Source organism: Haloarcula sp. CBA1122 (genome assembly GCF_009741785.1).
GTDB lineage: Archaea > Halobacteriota > Halobacteria > Halobacteriales > Haloarculaceae > Haloarcula > Haloarcula hispanica.
The window spans coordinates 1-19,297 of record NZ_WPCB01000060.1 but is presented as its reverse complement, the minus strand read 5'-3'; the positions used below and the strand labels follow the sequence as shown (position 1 = coordinate 19,297).

Here is a 19,297-nt window from a genome sequence, read left to right as displayed (position 1 = left end):
TCCTCGCCGCTCGCGATGCTGTCGGAAACGGAGAAGGCCGCAGCGCCGAGGGCTCGTGCATGGAAGTCAGTGTTCGCTTCGACGAGTGCGAGTACTACCCGCCCGAACGTCCACTCCCCAAGTGGGCTGCTATCCTGATCGTCGGCAGGAATCTCTGAGATGCCAGTTTGAGCGCAGAACGGACACTGGCGTTCATCCCGTGGAATGCCCTGTCCACAGGTCCGACAGGTGCGAGCATCATCCTCTGTACGGTCGGGATATCCAGTGGAGTCGAGGACTCGTTCCCGTCCGTTCCCCCTCGTTTCAGGATCGGAACTCGCTGCGCCGCGGATATCCGCGGGGTCGTACTCAGGATTCCGGTCAGTCACACGCTTGGTTGCGTTCGTCATCGTATTTAAACCCCGGCCCCGAGGGAAGCACAAACCGACAGAGAGCGAAACTGGACGAGTTGGCTATCCGTCCCTGTGCTGTCCGTCACTGTGTGGCGTCATCACGCTGATCGGCGGCAATATTTATACAGACGACACGGAAGAGGTTGTGAGCATGACCTGCCCGGTAACTCGTTGATTATCTTGATGAGGACATCTTCTGTGACGAGAGTGAAGTCAGTGATGACTGGTGAAAGCATCCACAAAAACGTTGACTTTGAGTAGAATAATCGGTTTTCATGGGCTCAGAATCTACTCATCTCAGAGCCATCTTCAGTGTGGGACTCATTTATGTCTGTTTCGCCTGTCGCTTCCGGAGCATGAAGACACCGAACGTGTGTCTCTCGAACCTCTTCGAGTGACGGATGGTGTTCCTGACAGGATTGTGTCACGGCCGGACAACGTGGATGGAATGGGCAGCCTTCCGGTCTATCTGCTGGGTCAGGAGGAGCACCCTGAAGCGGCACTGGCGTGGGATCTCGTGGGTCATCACTCGGGATCGCACGGATTAACGCTTCAGTATAGGGATGGTTCGGGGACTGGAACAGGTCGCCTGCTTGCCCGACTTCGACGAGTTCGCCAGCATACATTACCGCGACCCTATCAGCGAGGAACCTGACGACATTGAGGTCATGGGAAATAAACACGTAGCCGACACCGAACTGCTGTTGTATGTCTGCGAGAAGCGAAAGAACTCTCGCCTGTGTGGCCATGTCGAGTCCGGAGACTGGTTCATCGAGTACGATTATATCGGGGTCGTGTGCAATAGCTCGGGCGAGCGCGACGCGCTGTATTTGGCCGCCGGAGAGTTCCCGGGGATACCGGTCAGCGATTTCTGGCGCAAGATCAACACTGCACAACAGCTCAGCGACCTCGTCTAGGCCGGTGTCATGTAGGGAAGACGAGGTGGCGTCGCTACTGGCTTCAGCAATTGACCGACCGATGGGCCACCGGGGGTCAAAGCTTCCCCGGGCGTGTTGAAACACGACGCCGACTCGCCGCCGTTGCGCGGTCGAACGCTCTGAGAGGTCACCGACGCGCGTTCCATCGAGACGAACTTGCCCATCGTCCGGGGTGAGCTGTCCGGTGATGAGTTTCGCGAGTGTTGATTTCCCGCAGCCACTCTCACCAACAAGTCCCAGCGTTTCGCCACGTTGGACGGCTAAGGATACATCACAGACCGCTTCCGCCGGTGAGTCGCTGCTACGCAACCGACTGAGGACGGATCGTGTCGATGAAAACGCTTTCGAGACGTTTTGTACTTCGACCACAGGAGTACCAGACTGCACATCATCTGGAGTTTGGTTACGCTGTGTCATTCTGTTGTCCTCCGTTAGCTGCCGGAATCTCCTGCTGTTCGGACACGAACTTGGCTTCAGAGAACGGTGCTTCGACGCAGGCGAGTCGGTGGTCCGACGCGGCCTCAGTCGTCGGAATCGGCCCCGAGCGACACGTTTCGGTCACATACTGGCAGCGGTCGGCAAACGGACAGCCCTCGTGGCTGCTGCTGGGGTCTCGTGGACGTGCCATGGCGGACTGGACTTGCTTGTCAGCGTCGCTGTTTCGGACCGAACACGAAAGGAGTGCTCTCGTGTACGGATGTTCCGGTGCGGTCAGTATTCGCTCAACGGGACCGGCCTCCATTACCTGTCCGTCATAGAGTACCACGACACGGTCACATGTCTGTGCAATCACACCGATATCATGGGAGATAAGCAGTATGCCGATGTTCTGTTCGTCACGTAACGAGCGCAATCGACTGAGAATATCTGCCTGTGTGGTCGTGTCAAGTGCTGTTGTTGGCTCGTCGGCAACCAGCAACGCGGGTTCACTTGCCAGTGCAATGGCGAGGACTGCTCGTTGCCGGAGACCACCAGAAAACTCGTGTGGAAATGACGACACATTTGCTTCCGGGTTCGGGATGCCTACTTGGTCCAGCAACTCGATAGCGCGCTCCCGTGCGTTCTCCCACGCTGACCGATCTCGGAACGGTGGCACACCGAGGAAATCTAGCAGACGTTGTGTCCCGCTCGATTCGTGTATCCGAACCGATTCTGCGATCTGCTCGCCGACCGAAAACACAGGGTTCAAGCTTTCCGTCGGGTCCTGAAAGACCATCGAGAGCTTATTTCCACGTAGTCGACGCAGTGTCGCTTCAGTGGCAGTTGTTAGCTCTCTTTCAGCAAAGGTAATGGATCCGCCAACGATGTTTCCCGGGTCTTCAAGTCGGCAAATTGATCTGGCAGTAACAGACTTGCCGCTCCCACTTTCACCGAGTATACCGACAATTTCGCCCCGGTCGACGGTGAACGACACCCCGTTGACCGCGTCGACAGTCCCGTGATCAGTGTCGAAACGAGTCTGTAAGTTCTCGACGCGAAGCAGTGGTTCACTCATTGCTACAGTTCCTCCATCTGGGCTGTCTGCGTAGGTGAAAGCATATCTCGAAGGCTGTCTCCGAGAAGATTGAAGCCGAGCACGGTGAGCATGATACAGAGGCCCGGAGCGTTGACAAGCCACCACGCCTGTCTGAGATAGCTGCGTCCGGATGCAAGCATTGTCCCCCATTCAGGTGTGGGTGGCTGTGCGCCCAGCCCAAGGAATGAAAGTCCCGCTGTGCCGAGAATGACGCTGCCGATGTCAAGCGTTGCCAGAACGACAACTGGTGCAACGACGTTCGGGAGTAGGTGGCGAGTTGCGATGTGCGTTCGTGACCGGCCGAGCAATCGTGCGGCGCTTACAAACTCACGCTCTCGAAGCGAGAGTACGCTACTCCGAACTAACCGTGCGTACGATGCCCAACCAACGACCGCCAGTGCAAGCATCACGTTCACCAGACTCGGCCCCAGAATCCCGGCGATGACAAGTGCGAGGACGATTCCAGGGAACGCAAGCAGTGTATCGACAAGTCGCATCAGCGTCTCATCAATCCAGCCACCGGCGTAGCCGGCGAGGAGGCCGACTGCCGTCCCCATAATAAGTCGTACAGTGGTTACAGCGACGGCGATACCGAGCGAGAATCGCGCACCATGAAGGAGTCTTGTCAGTACGTCTCTACCCAGCTGGTCGGTCCCGAACGGATGAGACAGTGACGGAGATTCAAGCCTGTTCGAAAGGTCCTGTTCGACTGGATCGTAGGGCGAAACAACTGGTCCAAGTGCCGCAAGGACGAGCAACGTGAGCACAACTCCGATTCCGAATTGTCCGAGGCGGTCCGTTGCGAGTCCGTCAGTTCCCCTCTGTTGCTTGGTGGCTTCCTGCTGCTTTCTTCTATCGGCGGTTCGGTCGCTCATGTGTGCTCACCTCCGAGGTCGATTCGTGGGTCAAGTCGGCTATACGTCAGGTCGACTGCAAAGTTCACCAAGACAAAGATGACGCCGATTAGCAGTGTTACGCCCTGTACGACCGGGTAGTCACGAGCAAAGATTGAATCAACGAGTAACGTCCCCAAGCCCGGCCGTTGAAACACTACTTCGATAACAACTGCGCCGTTAAGGACGTAACTCAACTGCAAACCTATAATCGTCACGACGGGCACAAGCGCGTTCCGGAGCGCGTGTTTATAGACGAGAATCCGTTCGCGCAACCCTTTCGATCTGGCGGCTTGGATGTACGCGTCATCCAGAACATCAAGCATCGCTGTTCGAACCAGTCGCGCGATAACCGCAGCCATTCCAGAGCCAAGCGTCAGTGAGGGGAGAACCAGATGTTTCGGTCCAGCCGCGCCGGCCACCGGAAGGAGGTTGAGACGGAGCGCACAGACGATAATAAGCAGGTAGCCAAGCCAGAAGTTCGGCATTGAGACCCCTATTAGCGAGCCGATCTGTGCGGCGTAGTCAGTCCGGCTCCCCGGATTACTCGCGCTGGCAATTCCGGCCGGGAGAGCTATTACAAGCGCGACGAGCATCGATGCAACAGCGAGTGCGATTGTATTCGGCAACCGTTGGACAATCATATCAGAGACAGACCGGTCGCTGTAGTACGATTGACCGAGGTCGCCTTGCAGTGCGTTCCCCATCCAGCGGGCATACTGGACTATGAATGGGTCGTCAAGCCCATTTTCAGCTCGAAACTGATCGACTGCATCCTGAGATGGGGCCTGTCCACCCATCTGTTGGGTCAGAATCGTTCGCGCCGGATCCCCCGGTGTGACGAAGACCAGCCCGTACGTAAGCAGCGACACGCCCAGCAGAACGATTGCCATCGTCAGCAGTCGTTTGCAGAGTTCCGCCCCGATCATCGCTGCTGTGTGACCTCCTCCAGATGATAACAGGATTCGATGGGATGGGGCTGGTATCCCTCGACGTCGGCACGAGTCCCGATGACGTTTGCGTAGTAGGTGAGCCAGCCGAGCGGGAGGTCACGTTGCATACGCCGCTGGACCGCTGCGTATCGCTCGAACCGCTCGTCACGGTCGGCTGTCCGCCTAGCTGCTTCGAGGTGCTGATCGACCGCTTCGTTCTCGTAGCCACTGAACATCGTCTCCGTCTCCGAATGAACGAGGTCAGACAGTCGGTCCGGGTCGGGATACCATAGCACTGAACTCGACCACAGAACGGTATCGAACTCCCCGTTTGTTGCTTGCTCTTTGATTGTCGAGGACTCCATGACTGAAATATCGACATCGAAGCCAACCGCCTGAAGCTGTGTCTGTATCACTTCGGCAATCGTGGGCAGTAGTGGACGGGTATTATACGTCCAGATCGACACCGAGAGTGTGTCACCGTCACGGGTACGGGTGCCCCCATCCGGTTCCCATCCTGCTTCAGCGAGCAGACTCCGTGCCTTATCAGGTGAGTATTCGTACGGTTCGAGCTCTGCGGCCCACTCCGTTACATCCGCTGGGAACGGACCGACCGCTTTCGACCCCAGCCCATTCAGCAACGAATCAACGATGTGGTCCCGGTCGATAGCATACATCACCGCGCGACGGACTTTTCTGTCCGCAAACGGTGCAGAGTCGAGGTCGAACACAAGGTATCGGGCTCGCGGAATCTTGTACGTGTGAGCAGTGAGATCGGGACTGGATGCAAGTGTATCCGCTGCCTTGTTCGGAAGAATACGTGCCATATCCAGTTCCCCGTTTTCGAGCTTTAGCCGCCGAGTCTGGTCGTCAGTGATCCCTTCGTAGATTAGTGTCTCGATGTGTGCGGTCGACCCGTGGTAGTCCGGGGTAGCGGTCGTTGTGATTGTCGAGCCCGGCTCCCAGTCTTCGAATTGAAACGGACCAGTACCGATCGGCTCAGTGATTGACCCATCGTTGGCGATTGCAGACGGTGAAACAGGGCAGGTAATCCCACGGGTACAGTGTGCTGGCAGTGGTGAAAACGGAACTGTAGTTTGAATTATAATCGTCCGGTCAGCAGCGGCTTCGACTGATTCGACCGGGACTGCAGCCATCGAACTTGATTCGAATGCTCGTGTGAGCGATGGGAGCACAGTTTCTGCAGTCACCTCAGTCCCGTCGTGGAATGTGGCTCCTTCACGGAGTGTGAACTCCCACGTCCTGTCGTTGACCATGTGCCAGTCAGTGGCCAAGCCCGGAGACACAGTCGCGTCGTAATCGACGGTAAGCAGTGGCTCAAGCACATTGAGGCGTCGCCAGAGCCAGCCGTTTGCCACGGGATCTATCGCATCCGGCGTCCAGGGTGAGCCAACCCTGAACGTGTCATCGTCTACGCTATCACCGCTTTGTAGCCAATACCCACTGAGGCCCGAAATACCGGCTGCAGCTGCAAACAATGTCTGTCGTCGCGTGAATTTATACATACTATATATCACACTTCGTCTGCAACATTCGAGTTCTCGTCCAGACCAGCTGCCCTAGTCGCTCTGAACCACCGGATAGAGACGGTACGTTCATCGACGGCCAGCAGAACAGCACGGTTCACACCTGAGTTGAAACGCAGGACATCGAGACTCACGGTATCCCTGCTCATTGTTCCCGCGTGAGACCAGACCATTCGATCATGTTGTCTACCGGGTGGCCGTCGATACCGGAAACATCCGCCCGCCGGCCGAAGACGGACTCGTTGTAATACAGTGGGATGACCGCCCCGGTATCGACCACGCGCCGCTGGACTTCACCGTAGTAGTCCCGTTTCGCTTCCAGATTTTCTGCCCGATATCCCTGCTCGATGAGGCGGTCGACTTCTGGACCAGGATTGTAGATGCCGGTGCCGTCTTGCTTGTAGCGTTTCCGATTGTCACTGCCTTCGGAGTGGAACATTGCCCGAATAAGATAGTCACAGGCAGCGCTATTCGATCCGAAACCGACGAGCGTCAGGTTCGCTTCGCCCGCGGTGAACCTATCGTTGAACGATGCCGGATCGACCTGTCGAATCTCGCTTGTGACGCCTATCTCTTTGAACCAACCGGAAAGCGTCTGTGCGATCGTTCTATCGTCGGCATTTTTGCTATTGATCAGAACCGATAGCGTTTCGCCGTCGTATCTGGACGCCTCAACGAGGTCCCGTGCCCGATCTAGGTCTGGCCCGTAGGTCGGGAGTTCATCGTGAATTGACCATGGAATAGTAGACGAAATCGGTCCATATGCTGGCTTGCCAATATCGTTGAGAACATTCTCGACGATCTGGCTCTGGTCGACAGCCCAGTTGAGTGCCTTTCGAAGTTGCTCGTCATCGGTCGGCGACCGATACAGATTGACTGCGACGAGCCCAGCCTCAGGCGTGAGATACGTGTCGATTCCCGTCTCCGAAGCGTCAGCAAGCGCCGTAGCCCGGCTTTTCGGGATTTGTTGTGCGATATCGACTGAACCTTTTTCAAGAGACAGCACGCGCGTGTTGGGATCCTTGATCCACTCAAAAGTGAGTTCTGTGGGGGTAGCTGTCCCGTCTCGATAGTCAGCAAACGGCGTAAGCGTGATTGACTGTCCTGCCGTGACTTCATCGACCTCAAACGGGCCTGTCCCAGTCGGCGTCTCGTTTTCATCAGGGTGTTGAATGCCGAAATACTGGTGTGAGATTGTGCCAGGAAACGCGGGGAAGGGGTCCGTTGTCTCGAACCGAACAGTGGTGTCATCTACTGCCGTGACGCCATCAGACGTGACACCAATCCAGCCCGGGACCCACGACCACTGCTCAAAAACACGGTCAAAGGAGCGGACAACCTCGTCGGCTGTCAGCGGGTCTCCGTTGTGGAATGTGACACCATTGCGTAAGGAAAACTCCCACGTCGTCTCGTCGACGGCCTCCCATTCTGTGGCAAGCAGCGGCGCGGTTTCCATCTCCGCTGTGGTGTCAACGAGCGGTTCAAACACATGCGTATAATACGGTGTGATACCGTTGTAGACATCCCACTTTTCCCGTGTTGGATCTCGCGCCAACGCAACAGTAAATGAATCCTCAGAATCGGCCTTTGAGGAACTACAGCCTGCAATCAGGCCAGCAGCTCCAGCCACAGCACCGCCCAGCAGTTCCCGTCTCGAACAGTGTTTAGGCATTAGCACTCACCTTGTTGCTGAGCGACATGAGGGCAGGACCAACACAGACAGAAGTATCTGATTCCATGCGGCTGCTTGCCGGGAAATATTGTATAAATCTCGACATCATATGATGGATACAAAGGGGAAGCCAGTAAATCAATTGTGGTTTAGTTAACTAAAGGGTAGTTGTATAATACCACACAGAGTATTTTCCAACCCCGAAGCATTCAATACAGTAATCTTTCAGAGAAGAGTTTCACAGTCCCTCTAAGAATGAACCACTCCCAAGCACCGGTTACACCCTTACATTGAGGATATCAGCGACTGCCATCATCAAATGACTACTGCTCACGCGTGTAGACACACCACCGTTTCCGGTGAAAACCACCAGACAGCAGTAGTGTTTACACTCGAAACACGGTGTGGTGAACCTGGGATGTGACCATGCTCAGCGCAGGAATGATCTACACTTCGAGTGGCTCCATCGACTCGACCTCGAAGGTCAACAGATGGGACCGGAGTTGTGCGTAGGCCCCGTCACCGTCAGTCGTGACACAGAACCGATTTGGCCTTGCCTCGCGAGGATTGCCGTCGTTCTCCTTCCACTCCTCCAGGGTGAACTCACGCGCCTTCAACTCGCTGTCAGCACCCTCAAAGACGGCCGCGACCGATGGCGTCCCATGGTTGTCAGCGACGTAGGCCACCGTGACAGCGTCGTAGTCGGCGTCAAGTTTCGTCCACCCATCGAGCGCTTCCGGCGGGTCCTCGGCGAACTGCTCGATCTCACGCTGGCTCAGTTCGGCTTCTGCGGCGTCGTACCACGCTTGTTTGATATCCTCGGCTTGGGACCGCTCGATCTCCTGAAGGACGTCGCTGTCGATACACTCTCTGGCCCACGCAAGCACGGTCTTGGCCTTCTTGTACCTCACCTCGGGTTCGCCGTCCAGCTGTCCGAAGTTCATCTCTTGGGGAGACATCAAGAGGACATGAGAGCGCCAGTAGCCGGAGTCAGCATCGCATTCCTCGTCAGCATTTGGAGCCCACGCCTCCATCGAGGTCCGGACTTCTTCGTGGTGCCCGAAGCCGGTTCGGACGCCGCCGGCACGTAGGATTCGCTCCGCGAGGTCGATGGTTCGCTCGCGCTCGTCAGCGGGCACTTCATCGGGGCGAGTGATGTCGGCGTAGAACGGCAAGCCGACTGTGCTGATGATCGTCTCTTTGTAGTTTGGAATAAGCAGCGGTTCATCGGCGAAGATCGGGTCGAACGGTGGTTCGGCTGTCGGCAACATACTGGAAAGCCTCCAGCCACCGAGGCAGCACAAAATCGCGCTGGGTCGAAGTTCGATCTAGAGGGACTGGTCGGCAGTGTCGCCGTGGTTCGCTTCCAGGGCTTCCCAGTCAGTCATCGCGTCGTATTCTGGTCGAACCTCGCCGTCTGAGAGCATATCGTCGACGAAGGCTTGGACTTGTTCGTCGATAGAAGCGTTCTGTAGGTCGCGCTCCCGAGCGATAAACTGGATACCACAGAACGAGCGTCCGTCTGCTGCGAGCTGCCAGAGCAGAAGCTTTCGGTTCTGGTGGGTTGCGAGTTCGGTCAGCAATGCGTCGTCTGGTGGGTTGGACATCGTGTGGAGCCGCCGGCTGCGAGGGCTGCACAAAACGAACATTGTGGGCAATAGCTCAATCGCCTACATGATGTATTAGAACAAACAAGATGCCTGAGTTCGGTTAGATAAACAGATCTCTCATGTGGTACAGGGTGTGTGACCTGAATAATTTCAGCTGCGATGTTATCTTTGATCTGTCTCTTTTCAGGAAAGTCTCCAGATGAGATTTCCAACGCAAACACGCTACGCAGGCGGCGTAGTTCAACTTTGATAGTGTCTTGCTGTATCGGCCGTAGAGAAGTGGGACCCCCCGGTTTTCACGAGAGTTAATATCGGCCAGTGAACCGGCATTTTGTTGCCCACCCCCCACATTTCACGAGAGTTTAAGAATAGCAGCTCCTAACTCATGAAATGTGGGGTGTAGTTGAGCAGAGCAAGTCATCAATTGTGTAGTAACTCAGAGAAAGCACGGAGTCTAGACAGTGAGTGGAGAGAGATTGATGGTCTCTCAGGGAATCAAATACAGAGCAGCGCGACCGTAGATTCCTATGGATATAACCTACTAGCGATGGATATTGTTTGTTGACGACGATAACTGACCATGAGAAGTTGAGGTCTCCTTTCTGCCTTGCTGAATAGAAGAGACAGGTAGATATCTCCCCCGCCCCCCATATTTCATGAGAGTTGCTATAGGGGAGGGAAGAAATAATGTCTGACGCTTCTTGCTGAGTTTCCACTAGAGAATTAAACTGAACCTAACGTATTACGGATGCTGTTTTGACCCACTTATATTAAATCTTCTTCTCATTCAGAGTTTCATTTTGCCCTCTCTTCCCCTCCTCTCCAACGATACTCTCGTGAAATCTGGGGGGCGGGGGTTGGTGCACCGTCTTATTGAGCGCGACACAGAACTTGAGCAGTACCAGAGTGCGCTCAAACCTGTGATTAACGGTGCGCCGCCGAAAAACCTATTTTCATATGGCCAGACTGGAGTCGGAAAGACACTATCCTTGAGGATGGTCGTTGAACGACTGATCGAGGATCAGCAAAATATCGACGGTGTCGACGTTCAAGTAATTGAGCTAAATTGCAAATCGCTGAACAGCAGTTACCAGGTGGCTGCAAACCTCATTAATCAATTTCGTCCGGCAACCGAGCAAATCAAACCGACCGGGTATCCGAGCGGAATGATCTACAATATGTTGTTCGATGAGCTGGAAGCACTCGATGCAACACATTGCTTGATCGTACTTGATGAAATTGATGCCATTGGGAATGATGACGACATCCTGTATAAGCTTCCACGGGCGAACGATAACGAGAACGTTGAAGATACACTGGTTGGGGTAATCGGTATCTCGAATGACTTCACGTTCCGCGATAACCTCTCAGCGCGTGTGAAGGACAGTCTCGCTGACGAAGAGATCCATTTTCCACCGTATGATGCGAACGAACTCGGGAACATCTTGAAACAGCGTGCTGGTGAGGCGTTTCACGATACTTCGGCTCAGCGACTTGATGATGGCAGTTATGAGTTACAGTCTGACATTTTGGCGGGCGATGTGATTCCGTTGTGTGCAGCGTTTGCCGCACAAGACTCTGGAAGTGCCCGACAGGCGCTGAAGCGATTGTATAAGGCTGGAGATCTGGCACGAGATAAGGAGTCCGATGTCATCACCGAAGCGCATGTGCGACAGGCAGACGAGATTGTTGAGCGCGATAAAGTTCGCGACGAATTAACTCGCTTGCCAACACAGAGCAAACTGACTCTCTACTCCCTATTACTGTTGGAGCGGGAGGATGAAACGCCGTCCAAGCGTAACCGAATTTACGAGCGGTATGTAATGGCTGCAAAGCGTATCGATGCGGATGTGCGGACTGACAGAACGATTCATGACCGGTTGTCACAGTTGACGTTGAAAGGGTTCCTAGACGTAGACGAACAGAATAAGGGCCCCAAAGGCGGCTCATACTATGAGTACGAATTTTCGATTCGCGCGGATTTGGCACAGGAAGTACTTCAAGAGGACGAGCGGTTAGCGGAGTTGTTTGCTACAGATGAGACATCGACGACGCTAGACTCGTTCTGATTCTGTCGTGATCCGGATTAACCAACAACAAGATCGGCTACAATTGGCTGTTGGTTAAGACTCCTTTTGAAATAATAATGTCCATCGAATGCAGGCGTTTTCGATTGTTCACTCGCCCTCTGTGTTGATGACTGTCTCTTGCCCACCGGCCAATTTCTCATCCACGAAAGCCGAGCAACCGAAGGCCGTTTAGCGAGACGAGAACCGTTGACCCCTCGTGTCCGACTACGGCAAGCGGAAGCGGGATTCCACGGAGGAGGATCGTACCGACCATGAGTGCAATCGCGCCGAAGGCGATGGCGAGATTGATGGTGAGTGTTCGGCGAGTCCTGCGGCCGAGGCCGAGTACGTAGGGAATCTTGCTGAGATCATCGCCCATCAGTACCACATCAGCAGTATCGAGCGCGACATCAGTCCCTGCACCCCCCATCGCGATGCCGAGGGTCGCTGTGGCGAGGGCTGGGGCATCGTTAACACCGTCACCGACCATCGCTACGTTCTCGTGTTGTTCGACCAGCTCTTCGATAGTCGCCACTTTCTCTTCCGGTAGCAGTTCCGCCTGGACTTCGTCGATGCCGACCTCGTCGGCAATGCGCTGTGCGACGCGCTCGTTATCGCCCGTCAGCATGACGATATGCTCCACGCCGAGCGATCGGAGCTTGTCGATCATCTCGGCCGCGTCAGGGCGAACGGTATCGGTGAACGCAAGCCACCCCAAGACGCTGATGTCGACGTGACTCTCTCGGGCAACGAGGACGCTCGTTTTTCCCTCTTCCTCTAAGGTTTCGAGCCGGCTGAGGCCGGGTTTGAGACCGTCGACTGATTCGTCTCCGAGAACTGTCTGGAAGTAGCTTCGGTTCCCGATATGGATGGTTTCCTCGCCGACGTCAGCTCGAACCCCCTTCCCGGCTACCGACTGAAACCGTGCGGCGTCGGGTGTGTCGAGTGATCGTTCGTCTGCCGCCGCCACGGTCGCACGAGCGAGATGATGCTCCGAGCGGGCCTGCACTGCGGCCGCGAGCGAGAGAAGCGAGTCCTCGGTTAGTGTCTCGTCCCCCGCACTATCACGGACGAATACGTCGGTCAACTGCGTGTCGCCCTGTGTGAGTGTGCCGGTCTTGTCGAAGGCGACTGCGTCGATATTCGCTGCTGTCTCGACGTGTTCGCCTCCCTTGAACAGCACGCCCTGCCTGCCACCGGAGGCGATTGCTGAGAGGACTGCCGCGGGCGTCGAGATGATGACCGCACACGGCGAGGCGGCGACCATGAGCGTCATCGCGCGGTAGAACGTCCCCGTGAACTCACTTCCGAGCGCGAGTGGAATTGCGATAGCTGCGATTGTGAGCCCGAACACCCCGAGGACGTACGGTTGTTCGAGCTGGTCGATGAGCCGCTGTGTCGGGGCTTTCTCGCTCTGGGCTTCTTCGACCATGGTGATAAGGCGGCTGATCGCCGATTCGTGGGCCTGCCGAGTGACTTCGATTTCAAGGCTCCCGCTCTCGTTGATCGTGCCGCCGAACACCTCGTCGTCGGGTTCCTTCGGTACCGGGACGGATTCGCCGGTGAGCGAGGCCTGGTCGACCGTTCCCTCGCCGGACGTGACGACGCCGTCGAGTGCAATCTTGTCACCGGGGCGGACGACGAACACGTCACCGACATCGACGTCATCGATGGGTACTGTGACCTCCTCACCGTCACGAAGGACCTGCGCTTCGTCCGGTCGCATCTCGACGAGCGACTTGATCGCCCGCCGCGAGCGGCCGATTGCGTAGTGTTGGAGCGTGTTCGACAGCGAGAACAGGAAGAGAAGCATCGCACCCTCGAAGGGTGCTCCGATCGAGAGCGCCCCGAGCGCGGCGACGATCATCAACAGGTCGATGTCGACCGCACGGTGGCGGAGCGTCTCGATGGCCCCTTTGAGTCCGTACCACCCGCCGAAGACGTACGCGACGCCGTAGCCGCCCCACATGAGGAGTGGCGGGCCATTAAGCCATCCTGTCGCGAGGCCGGTTACCATCCCGAGCAAGGTTAGACCGACAAATACGGCCTCCTGCCTGAGTTCCGAGCGTGTGGTCACCTCGTCGGGGGCCGTGTCGCGCTCGTTCTCGATCGAGACGTTGCGGTCGCGGACCGCTTCTCGAAGTTGCACCCCCGAGGTGACGCTCTCGTCGTAGGTGATTCGAACGTTCCCCGTTCGGAACGAGACGTCGACATCGTGGACACCGGGTGTGTCTCCAAGGTAGCGTTCGAGAGCGCGCGCACCCCCTTCGCCGCGACCGCCTCGTCGTTCGATCTGGATGGTACAGGTCGATAGCGGAGGCGACTCAGTAACGGTCACGCGATCTCCCTATGTACTGTACTATGGTTTTGTATTGTCGGTCTGTCATTGTGTTTCTGTCTGACTGCGTACGAAGCGGGTGTTTCACACGGTGGATTCTCGTCTGCCCCCCGGTCCGAATGCTTCAGCTGATGATCGTTACCGGGATTCGCGCTCGGCGGGTAACTGTCTCGGCAACGCTCCCGAGAAGTGCACGGTCGATTCCTGAGCGGCCGTGGCTGCCCATGACGATCTGATTGACATCGTGGTCGTCAGCGTATTCGAGGATTGCTCGTGCCGGTTTTCCGACTTCCGTGACGGTAACGAGTTCGGTATCACGTTCCGCCGCGAGGTCCGTGGCCGTCGCGTGGATTCTGGTTGCTCGTTCTTTGGCATTGTCGTACCAGTCCTCGGCAACTGGTAAGCCGCCAGCCTCCACATCGATAACGGAGTCGAGAGGATTGATAACGTAAATCGAGGTGATGGGCGCGTCCGGGAAGGTCTCGATAGCGTATGTGAGCGCCCGCTCTGAAAGCGGGGAGCCGTCGAAGGCGATGAGAACGTTGACAGGCATGAGAAACTATTTGATGCTGAATTGAAATGAATGTACTGCTCAGTGGGTTGTGCGACGACAATTCGTCTTGGAGCGTTCAGATGAATCGGGTTGGGGAGCATCACTCGTTCGGATTCGACGGTTGAACGCCAATCGTTTTGACAACCTGCTCCCTCGATTTGGTTGTATCGACCTCCGAGTAGTTCACACTCGAAGCGTCCATCGCCTGAAGCATGCCACTCGCGCAACTCCTCGAACAGTACGTCAGTCTCGGTATCTTCGTCCTCGCTGGGGGCCTCAGCGTCCTCAGCCTCCTCGCGTGGCGCCGAGAACGTGATCGTCGCATGCGAATCGTCAGTTCCGGTATCAAACTCTGTTGGTAGTGTCTCACTGTCACCACGCAAGAACGTTTTGAGGCCTTGTTCGACGCGGCCCTGGTGAATATCGAACACCCCGCCGGTTCGGTCGTTGTATTCGATTCCACGGCGAACGATTCGGACAACGTGTTCGTTCCTGACTTCTCCTTCACGGTTGAGCTGGTTGACGGCACTCGCCGCATCGAAGGTGTTCAGCTGGGCTTCGAGTGATTCAGCCGTTTTTCGGGCCGCAGTTGCCCCAGCCTCGGCCCGAACGCCCATCGCCTGAATCCGAAACGTCGTGTCACAACACTCGAACTCGCGGTAGGTGTTCCCGAACCGTTCATAGACCGGTGCGAGCGGACCCGTCATCTCAGTCACTCTTCCCCAGCGACACCAGCTGTGAGGAGCGCACCGACGGGAGTGAATGCGACGAGTTTGTTCTTCGGGATAGGAACGCGCATAATTAGCTACCCCTCTGTTTAGAACCGCTATCTTCGGCGTGGCGGTCGTTGCATTCTGCCATTGCAGATAGAGGGTTGAGACAGGCTTAGTAAGGCGTTCGCGTCCAACCATCGAATTTTCGCACGGCTATCGAATCGATTCAGAGCGCGAGGTGGATTCTGAGTATGTATGTGACTTCGTTATCGAGCAACTGGCACTACTGGCAATCCCCTGTTTGCCCTGCGTACGGAATGAAGCGTACTGGATCTGGCGCGCTATCGATCTCCTCGTCCAAGCCGGATTGACTGGCGAGTATGAGCACTCACCGGTGATTACAGCGGACAACACGCTGACGCTACTGAAGAAGGAAACCGGGATCGGGTAGTGAGGTACTCTGTTCGGGTTAGCGCGCCGTCTGAGTGGCTACGCTGCTGGAAGTCTAGAAAATTTGTCCATATGGATGGGTGTGTGACAAGAATGGCCGCTTGGAGAGCCATTTGGGCAGTTTCCGCTGACCGAATCGGTCAAATTCACGCTTCACAGCCCTGCTAAACTCGCTGTAGTCTCAACATCACAACTGAGCCGGAAGTTGAGACCGGTGCTCTCAATGTATATGCTCTGAGCGACACAGTAGTTACCTCAACGTACTATCATCTGTCAATATCGGGCGTTCTGCATGAACTGGAATGAATTTGTGCCTAACCTGTGGCCGATTTCGGCAATCGACTAAGTCAGATCCCCGGCCAGTACGATCTGTATGTCATCGGGTATCTCTCGGAAAGCGTTTCTTCGCGCAACTGGGGTCGCACTTGCTGCGACTATCGCAGGGTGCAATAGCACAACCGACAACAGCGGACCGAACACCAATACACAGTCCGCTTCTGAGGCCTCTCCGCAATCTGAACAACAGAATGACGACTCTCCGACGTTCGGTAATTTCTACGTCGGCAACGCAAACACAAGCAGTAGTACGGTCATCGACGGACGTGCTGAAGTCGTATATACACAGCCCGAAACAGCCACCGACAAGTCACCCGTCGTAATGGTGCCCGGCCTTGGGTTGTCACCGTACATTTACCGGACGACACCTGACGGTCGACGCGGCTGGGTGGAGTACTTTGCCGAAGCTGGCCATCCAGTGTATGTATTTAACCCGCCTCGAAACGTCGATTCAGGTGGCTTAGACACTGCTGCCCTCCAGAACTCTGACTCTGCGTCACTCTCCCGGTGGTCTATCGATCGAGCCTGGCCGACGTGGGGGTTCGGACCTGAAGCCGGTGACCCATACGAGGACGTTCGATACCCGGTCGAGTCGGTCGACCAACTCGTTGCGTCATTCCCCGCATACGTTAGCACTGGTGGCGGAGGTGGCGGTAGACAAAGTGGAAGCCAGACGGGTGGACGTGGCAGCGACCAGAACTCCACACCTGCGGATTCCACTGAGACCACAGCTGGAACCCAGACTGGGTCGACTACTGGAGGTGGCGGTGGGAGCCGGTTCACACCATCCCAAGAGACTGCCGCCCTAGAGGCGCTTCTCGATCGTGTTGGTCCGGCAGTGCTGCTCGTTCACTCAGCGGGCGGTAGTTCCGGATTCACGGTTGCACAAGCTGCGCCAGACCTCGTTGAACGGATCATCGCAGTTGAGCCGGTCGGTGCGCCGACTGACCCGCAAACTGTAGCGGAGATGGGTGGTGATGCACCGTTTATGGGTGTGTATGGCGATTATGTCGACGAGCGCGGACAGACTGGTCGCAAGGAAGCGACCCAGACAACTGCAGAGTTCGCAGGAGAGACAAGTCCCGCATCGACGCTACTTAGCCTTCCGGATGAAGGGATATCCGGAAATACACATCTCATGATGCAAGACGACAATAACGGTGAAATCGCTGATCGAATTGTCTCCTGGATCAGTGACTAATTCGGGGTATAGTATCGTTCGGACCGAGACAGAATGTATTTGCACCGACCAAATGAATACTCAATAGATGCGGCAGTTGCTCTGGTGGCTCATTGGTGGGTCTCGTGGAGGCCGCAATCGGCTTCGTATCCTCCGCGCACTCAACGACCAGCCACGAAACACCAACCAATTGTCGAATGACCTAGATTTGAACTACAAAACAGTGCAGCACCACCTCGAAGTCCTCGAAGAGAGCAATATCGTGACCACGGAGGGCGACAATTACGGGCAGATGTACTTTCTCTCAGACCGAATGATGAACAACCTCGACATCATGGAAGACGTGGCGGAACAGGCCGGAGTTGATGATGATTCGTAACTGGATCAAGAGTCCACTTGGAACGACAGTAGCGAGTGCGACTGCCGCGAGTGGTATCGCACTCTTAGTCGCACTCTTCACATCAGTTCCATCCCATGGCCCTCCGTCGAGGGCGCTGTCCTCCCAAGTTGAACTGCTCATTCGGATGGAGGTTTTCTTTACAACCCTAAACCTCGTGTTACTGGTGGCACTCGCAGCCATCTACATGCAGCTTTATCGCGACCTTCCGAACAAGTACACAGCAAGCCTGCTTGTGCTAAGCCTCGCGCTGCTCCTATACGCGGGTACGTCAAATCCAGTAGTACACAATGTCTTCGGCTTCCGACCTCGCCCAAACATCGGCGCGTTCGTGTTTCTCCCGGACTTCTTTATCGGACTTGCCATTTTAGTTCTTCTCTATCAGAGCCAGACCTGAGTTCGCATCAATTTTTCAGATCTATGAGAAGGATTTCATAGACTGATTTCGTTCACCGATTAGACGGACTCTCTCGAAGTCGGTGTCACCGGTCGCCTCTGCAGTTCGGGCAGCGGTATGGCGGACGACTGCTCGGACGTCGGGTTGTTTCAAATAAATAATGCTCTTGGGTAAGCGATTGTTGGTGGCGTCATAGCGCTGTTTCAAGGATGATTTTGAGCGCTTCGTCGCCGGGTTTTCGGCGGACGCATTTTCGAAGCAGTAACACTCTGAGACAGGGTGTGAGGATGAACTCGAAAAGAACCAGCTCTACGAGGGTATGCAAGAACTCACGACACAGGGACACGCTGTCTTGTGTGCGCTTGCATATCACCAAGCGCTTGACGAAGTTCCTATCCGTTCTCGTGACCTCTACGACCGGTACATCAAAATTTGCGACCGGCTCGACGCCGATAGCGTCAGCGAACGGCGTGTCCGTGACCATCTATCGGATATGAATATGCTGCAAGCAAATCTTTCGAATTACTGAATCACGCTTTCACCAATAGCTTCGGAAATGGTGGTGTGTAGCTCCGGAAACAGTGGTGTGTAGCTCCGGAAACAGTGGTGTGTTTCGGTATGTCTTCACATGAACTAACGGTGTATTGCAGGACTGGTAGCTCTCTCTTGGACTATGACCACTCGCTCAGGGTCGTATCTCGAGTTTCTGTAATGTGGCTGGATGTCCGTCCGGTCAAATCCAAGTGATGAGAGAACGCTCTCAGCAGTTCGAATGAGTTGTATCTGGTAGTAGTTCGGGTCGTAAAACGCAACATCTTCATGAGCCAGCGTAACCCGATCTCGCGAGGATTTCTCATCGTCGCCAGCTATGTGCTCAATACACTACTTGAATGACATGATTGTTGTATTGGATTAGACAATGTGGCTATTTCTCTAGTGTGTATGCGACACATGTTCTGTGTGGTGCCTAAACACGGTGGATTCGAGACCGTCCATTTATATACTCCCCTCCCATCGGATGTAATGCGAAGGTCGCGCCGGGCAGCGCTCTCGGAACGACACCCCAACGCCACCGTCGTGGTGGCCTGGGTCACTCGCTTAGAACGCGAGGCCACTGAGGCTTTGTGTTCGTGTATGAGGATTCCACCCCTGCGGTCCGCCGTTAAGATGGAATCTGATGTGAGCCCACGGACCCATGCAGTAGTCAACACTGGCGTAGGAACCAGTTGTGTTAGCTTTCCGACGGAGTGCAACCACTTCCCGCCGCTATGTATATCAGTCACATTCCGGTTTATTCTGTCCCGGAGGCCATTGCTATCGGAGTCCATTTAGCCATGCTAGTTTGCACGAGTTTTAGACTTCGT

General features: G+C 55.5%; 15 protein-coding genes and 4 pseudogenes. 6 read left to right on the top strand and 13 right to left on the bottom strand.

Annotated elements, in window-relative coordinates; genetic code table 11:
* The 9 genes and pseudogenes from GJ630_RS17210 to GJ630_RS17170 all read right to left on the bottom strand — a co-directional run.
* Positions 1-389: pseudogene (locus GJ630_RS17210) on the bottom strand (hypothetical protein); the annotation flags it as partial.
* Between the two features lie 284 nt (positions 390-673).
* Entirely contained in the window at positions 674-1,747 is a 1,074-nt protein-coding gene (locus tag GJ630_RS17205) for an ABC transporter ATP-binding protein (RefSeq protein WP_252718843.1), read from the bottom strand.
* Complete coding sequence (locus GJ630_RS17200; RefSeq protein ID WP_050036499.1) at positions 1,734-2,825, bottom strand: ABC transporter ATP-binding protein; 1,092 nt, start codon at positions 2,823-2,825, stop codon at positions 1,734-1,736. The genes GJ630_RS17205 and GJ630_RS17200 overlap by 14 nt, the downstream gene beginning before the upstream one ends.
* Before the next feature lie 2 nt (positions 2,826-2,827).
* On the bottom strand, positions 2,828-3,721 hold the full coding sequence (gene nikC / locus GJ630_RS17195) for a nickel transporter permease (RefSeq protein ID WP_191450453.1): 894 nt from the start codon (positions 3,719-3,721) through the stop codon (positions 2,828-2,830).
* Positions 3,718-4,668, bottom strand: coding sequence for a nickel ABC transporter permease (nikB, locus tag GJ630_RS17190; protein ID WP_064287216.1), 951 nt, complete (start codon positions 4,666-4,668; stop codon positions 3,718-3,720). Before nikB ends, nikC begins: the two co-directional genes overlap by 4 nt.
* On the bottom strand, positions 4,665-6,197 hold the full coding sequence (locus tag GJ630_RS17185) for an ABC transporter substrate-binding protein (protein ID WP_191450451.1): 1,533 nt from the start codon (positions 6,195-6,197) through the stop codon (positions 4,665-4,667). Before GJ630_RS17185 ends, nikB begins: the two co-directional genes overlap by 4 nt.
* Positions 6,198-6,363: 166 nt before the next feature.
* Positions 6,364-7,707 carry an ABC transporter substrate-binding protein gene (locus tag GJ630_RS17180; RefSeq protein WP_371727827.1) on the bottom strand — a complete coding sequence of 448 codons (1,344 nt, stop codon included), beginning with the start codon at positions 7,705-7,707 and terminating at the stop codon, positions 6,364-6,366.
* 629 nt (positions 7,708-8,336) lie between these two features.
* Entirely contained in the window at positions 8,337-9,161 is an 825-nt protein-coding gene (locus GJ630_RS17175; protein WP_146418408.1) for a hypothetical protein, read from the bottom strand.
* A 57-nt stretch (positions 9,162-9,218) separates the two neighbouring features.
* Positions 9,219-9,497 carry a hypothetical protein gene (locus tag GJ630_RS17170; protein WP_064287218.1) on the bottom strand — a complete coding sequence of 93 codons (279 nt, stop codon included), beginning with the start codon at positions 9,495-9,497 and terminating at the stop codon, positions 9,219-9,221.
* Between the two features lie 863 nt (positions 9,498-10,360).
* On the opposite strand from GJ630_RS17170, the gene GJ630_RS17165 reads away from it, so the two are divergent.
* Positions 10,361-11,569 (top strand): Cdc6/Cdc18 family protein, encoded by a 1,209-nt coding sequence (locus GJ630_RS17165; protein ID WP_014030565.1) that lies wholly within the window; start codon positions 10,361-10,363, stop codon positions 11,567-11,569.
* Positions 11,570-11,726: 157 nt separating this feature from the next.
* Here the strand turns inward: GJ630_RS17165 and GJ630_RS17160 are convergent, their stop codons facing one another.
* Positions 11,727-13,907 carry a cation-translocating P-type ATPase gene (locus GJ630_RS17160; RefSeq protein WP_064287219.1) on the bottom strand — a complete coding sequence of 727 codons (2,181 nt, stop codon included), beginning with the start codon at positions 13,905-13,907 and terminating at the stop codon, positions 11,727-11,729.
* 124 nt (positions 13,908-14,031) lie between these two features.
* On the bottom strand, positions 14,032-14,460 hold the full coding sequence (locus tag GJ630_RS17155; RefSeq protein WP_050036494.1) for a universal stress protein: 429 nt from the start codon (positions 14,458-14,460) through the stop codon (positions 14,032-14,034).
* A gap of 212 nt (positions 14,461-14,672) precedes the next feature.
* Between GJ630_RS17155 and GJ630_RS17150 the strand changes: the two genes are divergently transcribed.
* Positions 14,673-14,822, top strand: coding sequence for a hypothetical protein (locus tag GJ630_RS17150; protein WP_023842875.1), 150 nt, complete (start codon positions 14,673-14,675; stop codon positions 14,820-14,822).
* 93 nt (positions 14,823-14,915) lie between these two features.
* Here the strand turns inward: GJ630_RS17150 and GJ630_RS20185 are convergent.
* Positions 14,916-15,077: pseudogene (locus tag GJ630_RS20185) on the bottom strand (FAD:protein FMN transferase); the annotation flags it as partial.
* Positions 15,078-16,797: 1,720 nt separating this feature from the next.
* Between GJ630_RS20185 and GJ630_RS20180 the strand changes: the two are divergent.
* From GJ630_RS20180 to GJ630_RS17125, 3 genes are all read left to right on the top strand, one after another.
* Positions 16,798-17,160 (top strand): hypothetical protein, encoded by a 363-nt coding sequence (locus GJ630_RS20180; RefSeq protein ID WP_371727823.1) that lies wholly within the window; start codon positions 16,798-16,800, stop codon positions 17,158-17,160.
* 67 nt (positions 17,161-17,227) lie between these two features.
* On the top strand, positions 17,228-17,518 hold the full coding sequence (locus GJ630_RS17130; RefSeq protein WP_008308706.1) for a winged helix-turn-helix domain-containing protein: 291 nt from the start codon (positions 17,228-17,230) through the stop codon (positions 17,516-17,518).
* A 184-nt stretch (positions 17,519-17,702) separates the two neighbouring features.
* On the top strand, positions 17,703-17,933 hold the full coding sequence (locus GJ630_RS17125) for a hypothetical protein (protein WP_014030570.1): 231 nt from the start codon (positions 17,703-17,705) through the stop codon (positions 17,931-17,933).
* 190 nt (positions 17,934-18,123) lie between these two features.
* Here the strand turns inward: GJ630_RS17125 and GJ630_RS17120 are convergent.
* A pseudogene (locus tag GJ630_RS17120) lies at positions 18,124-18,219 on the bottom strand (IS1595 family transposase); the annotation flags it as partial.
* Between GJ630_RS17120 and GJ630_RS17115 the strand changes: the two are divergent.
* Positions 18,217-18,438, top strand: a pseudogene (locus tag GJ630_RS17115) (cell division control protein Cdc6); the annotation flags it as partial. The pseudogenes GJ630_RS17120 and GJ630_RS17115 sit on opposite strands and share 3 nt — an antisense overlap.
* Positions 18,439-19,297: the final 859 nt, after the last annotated feature.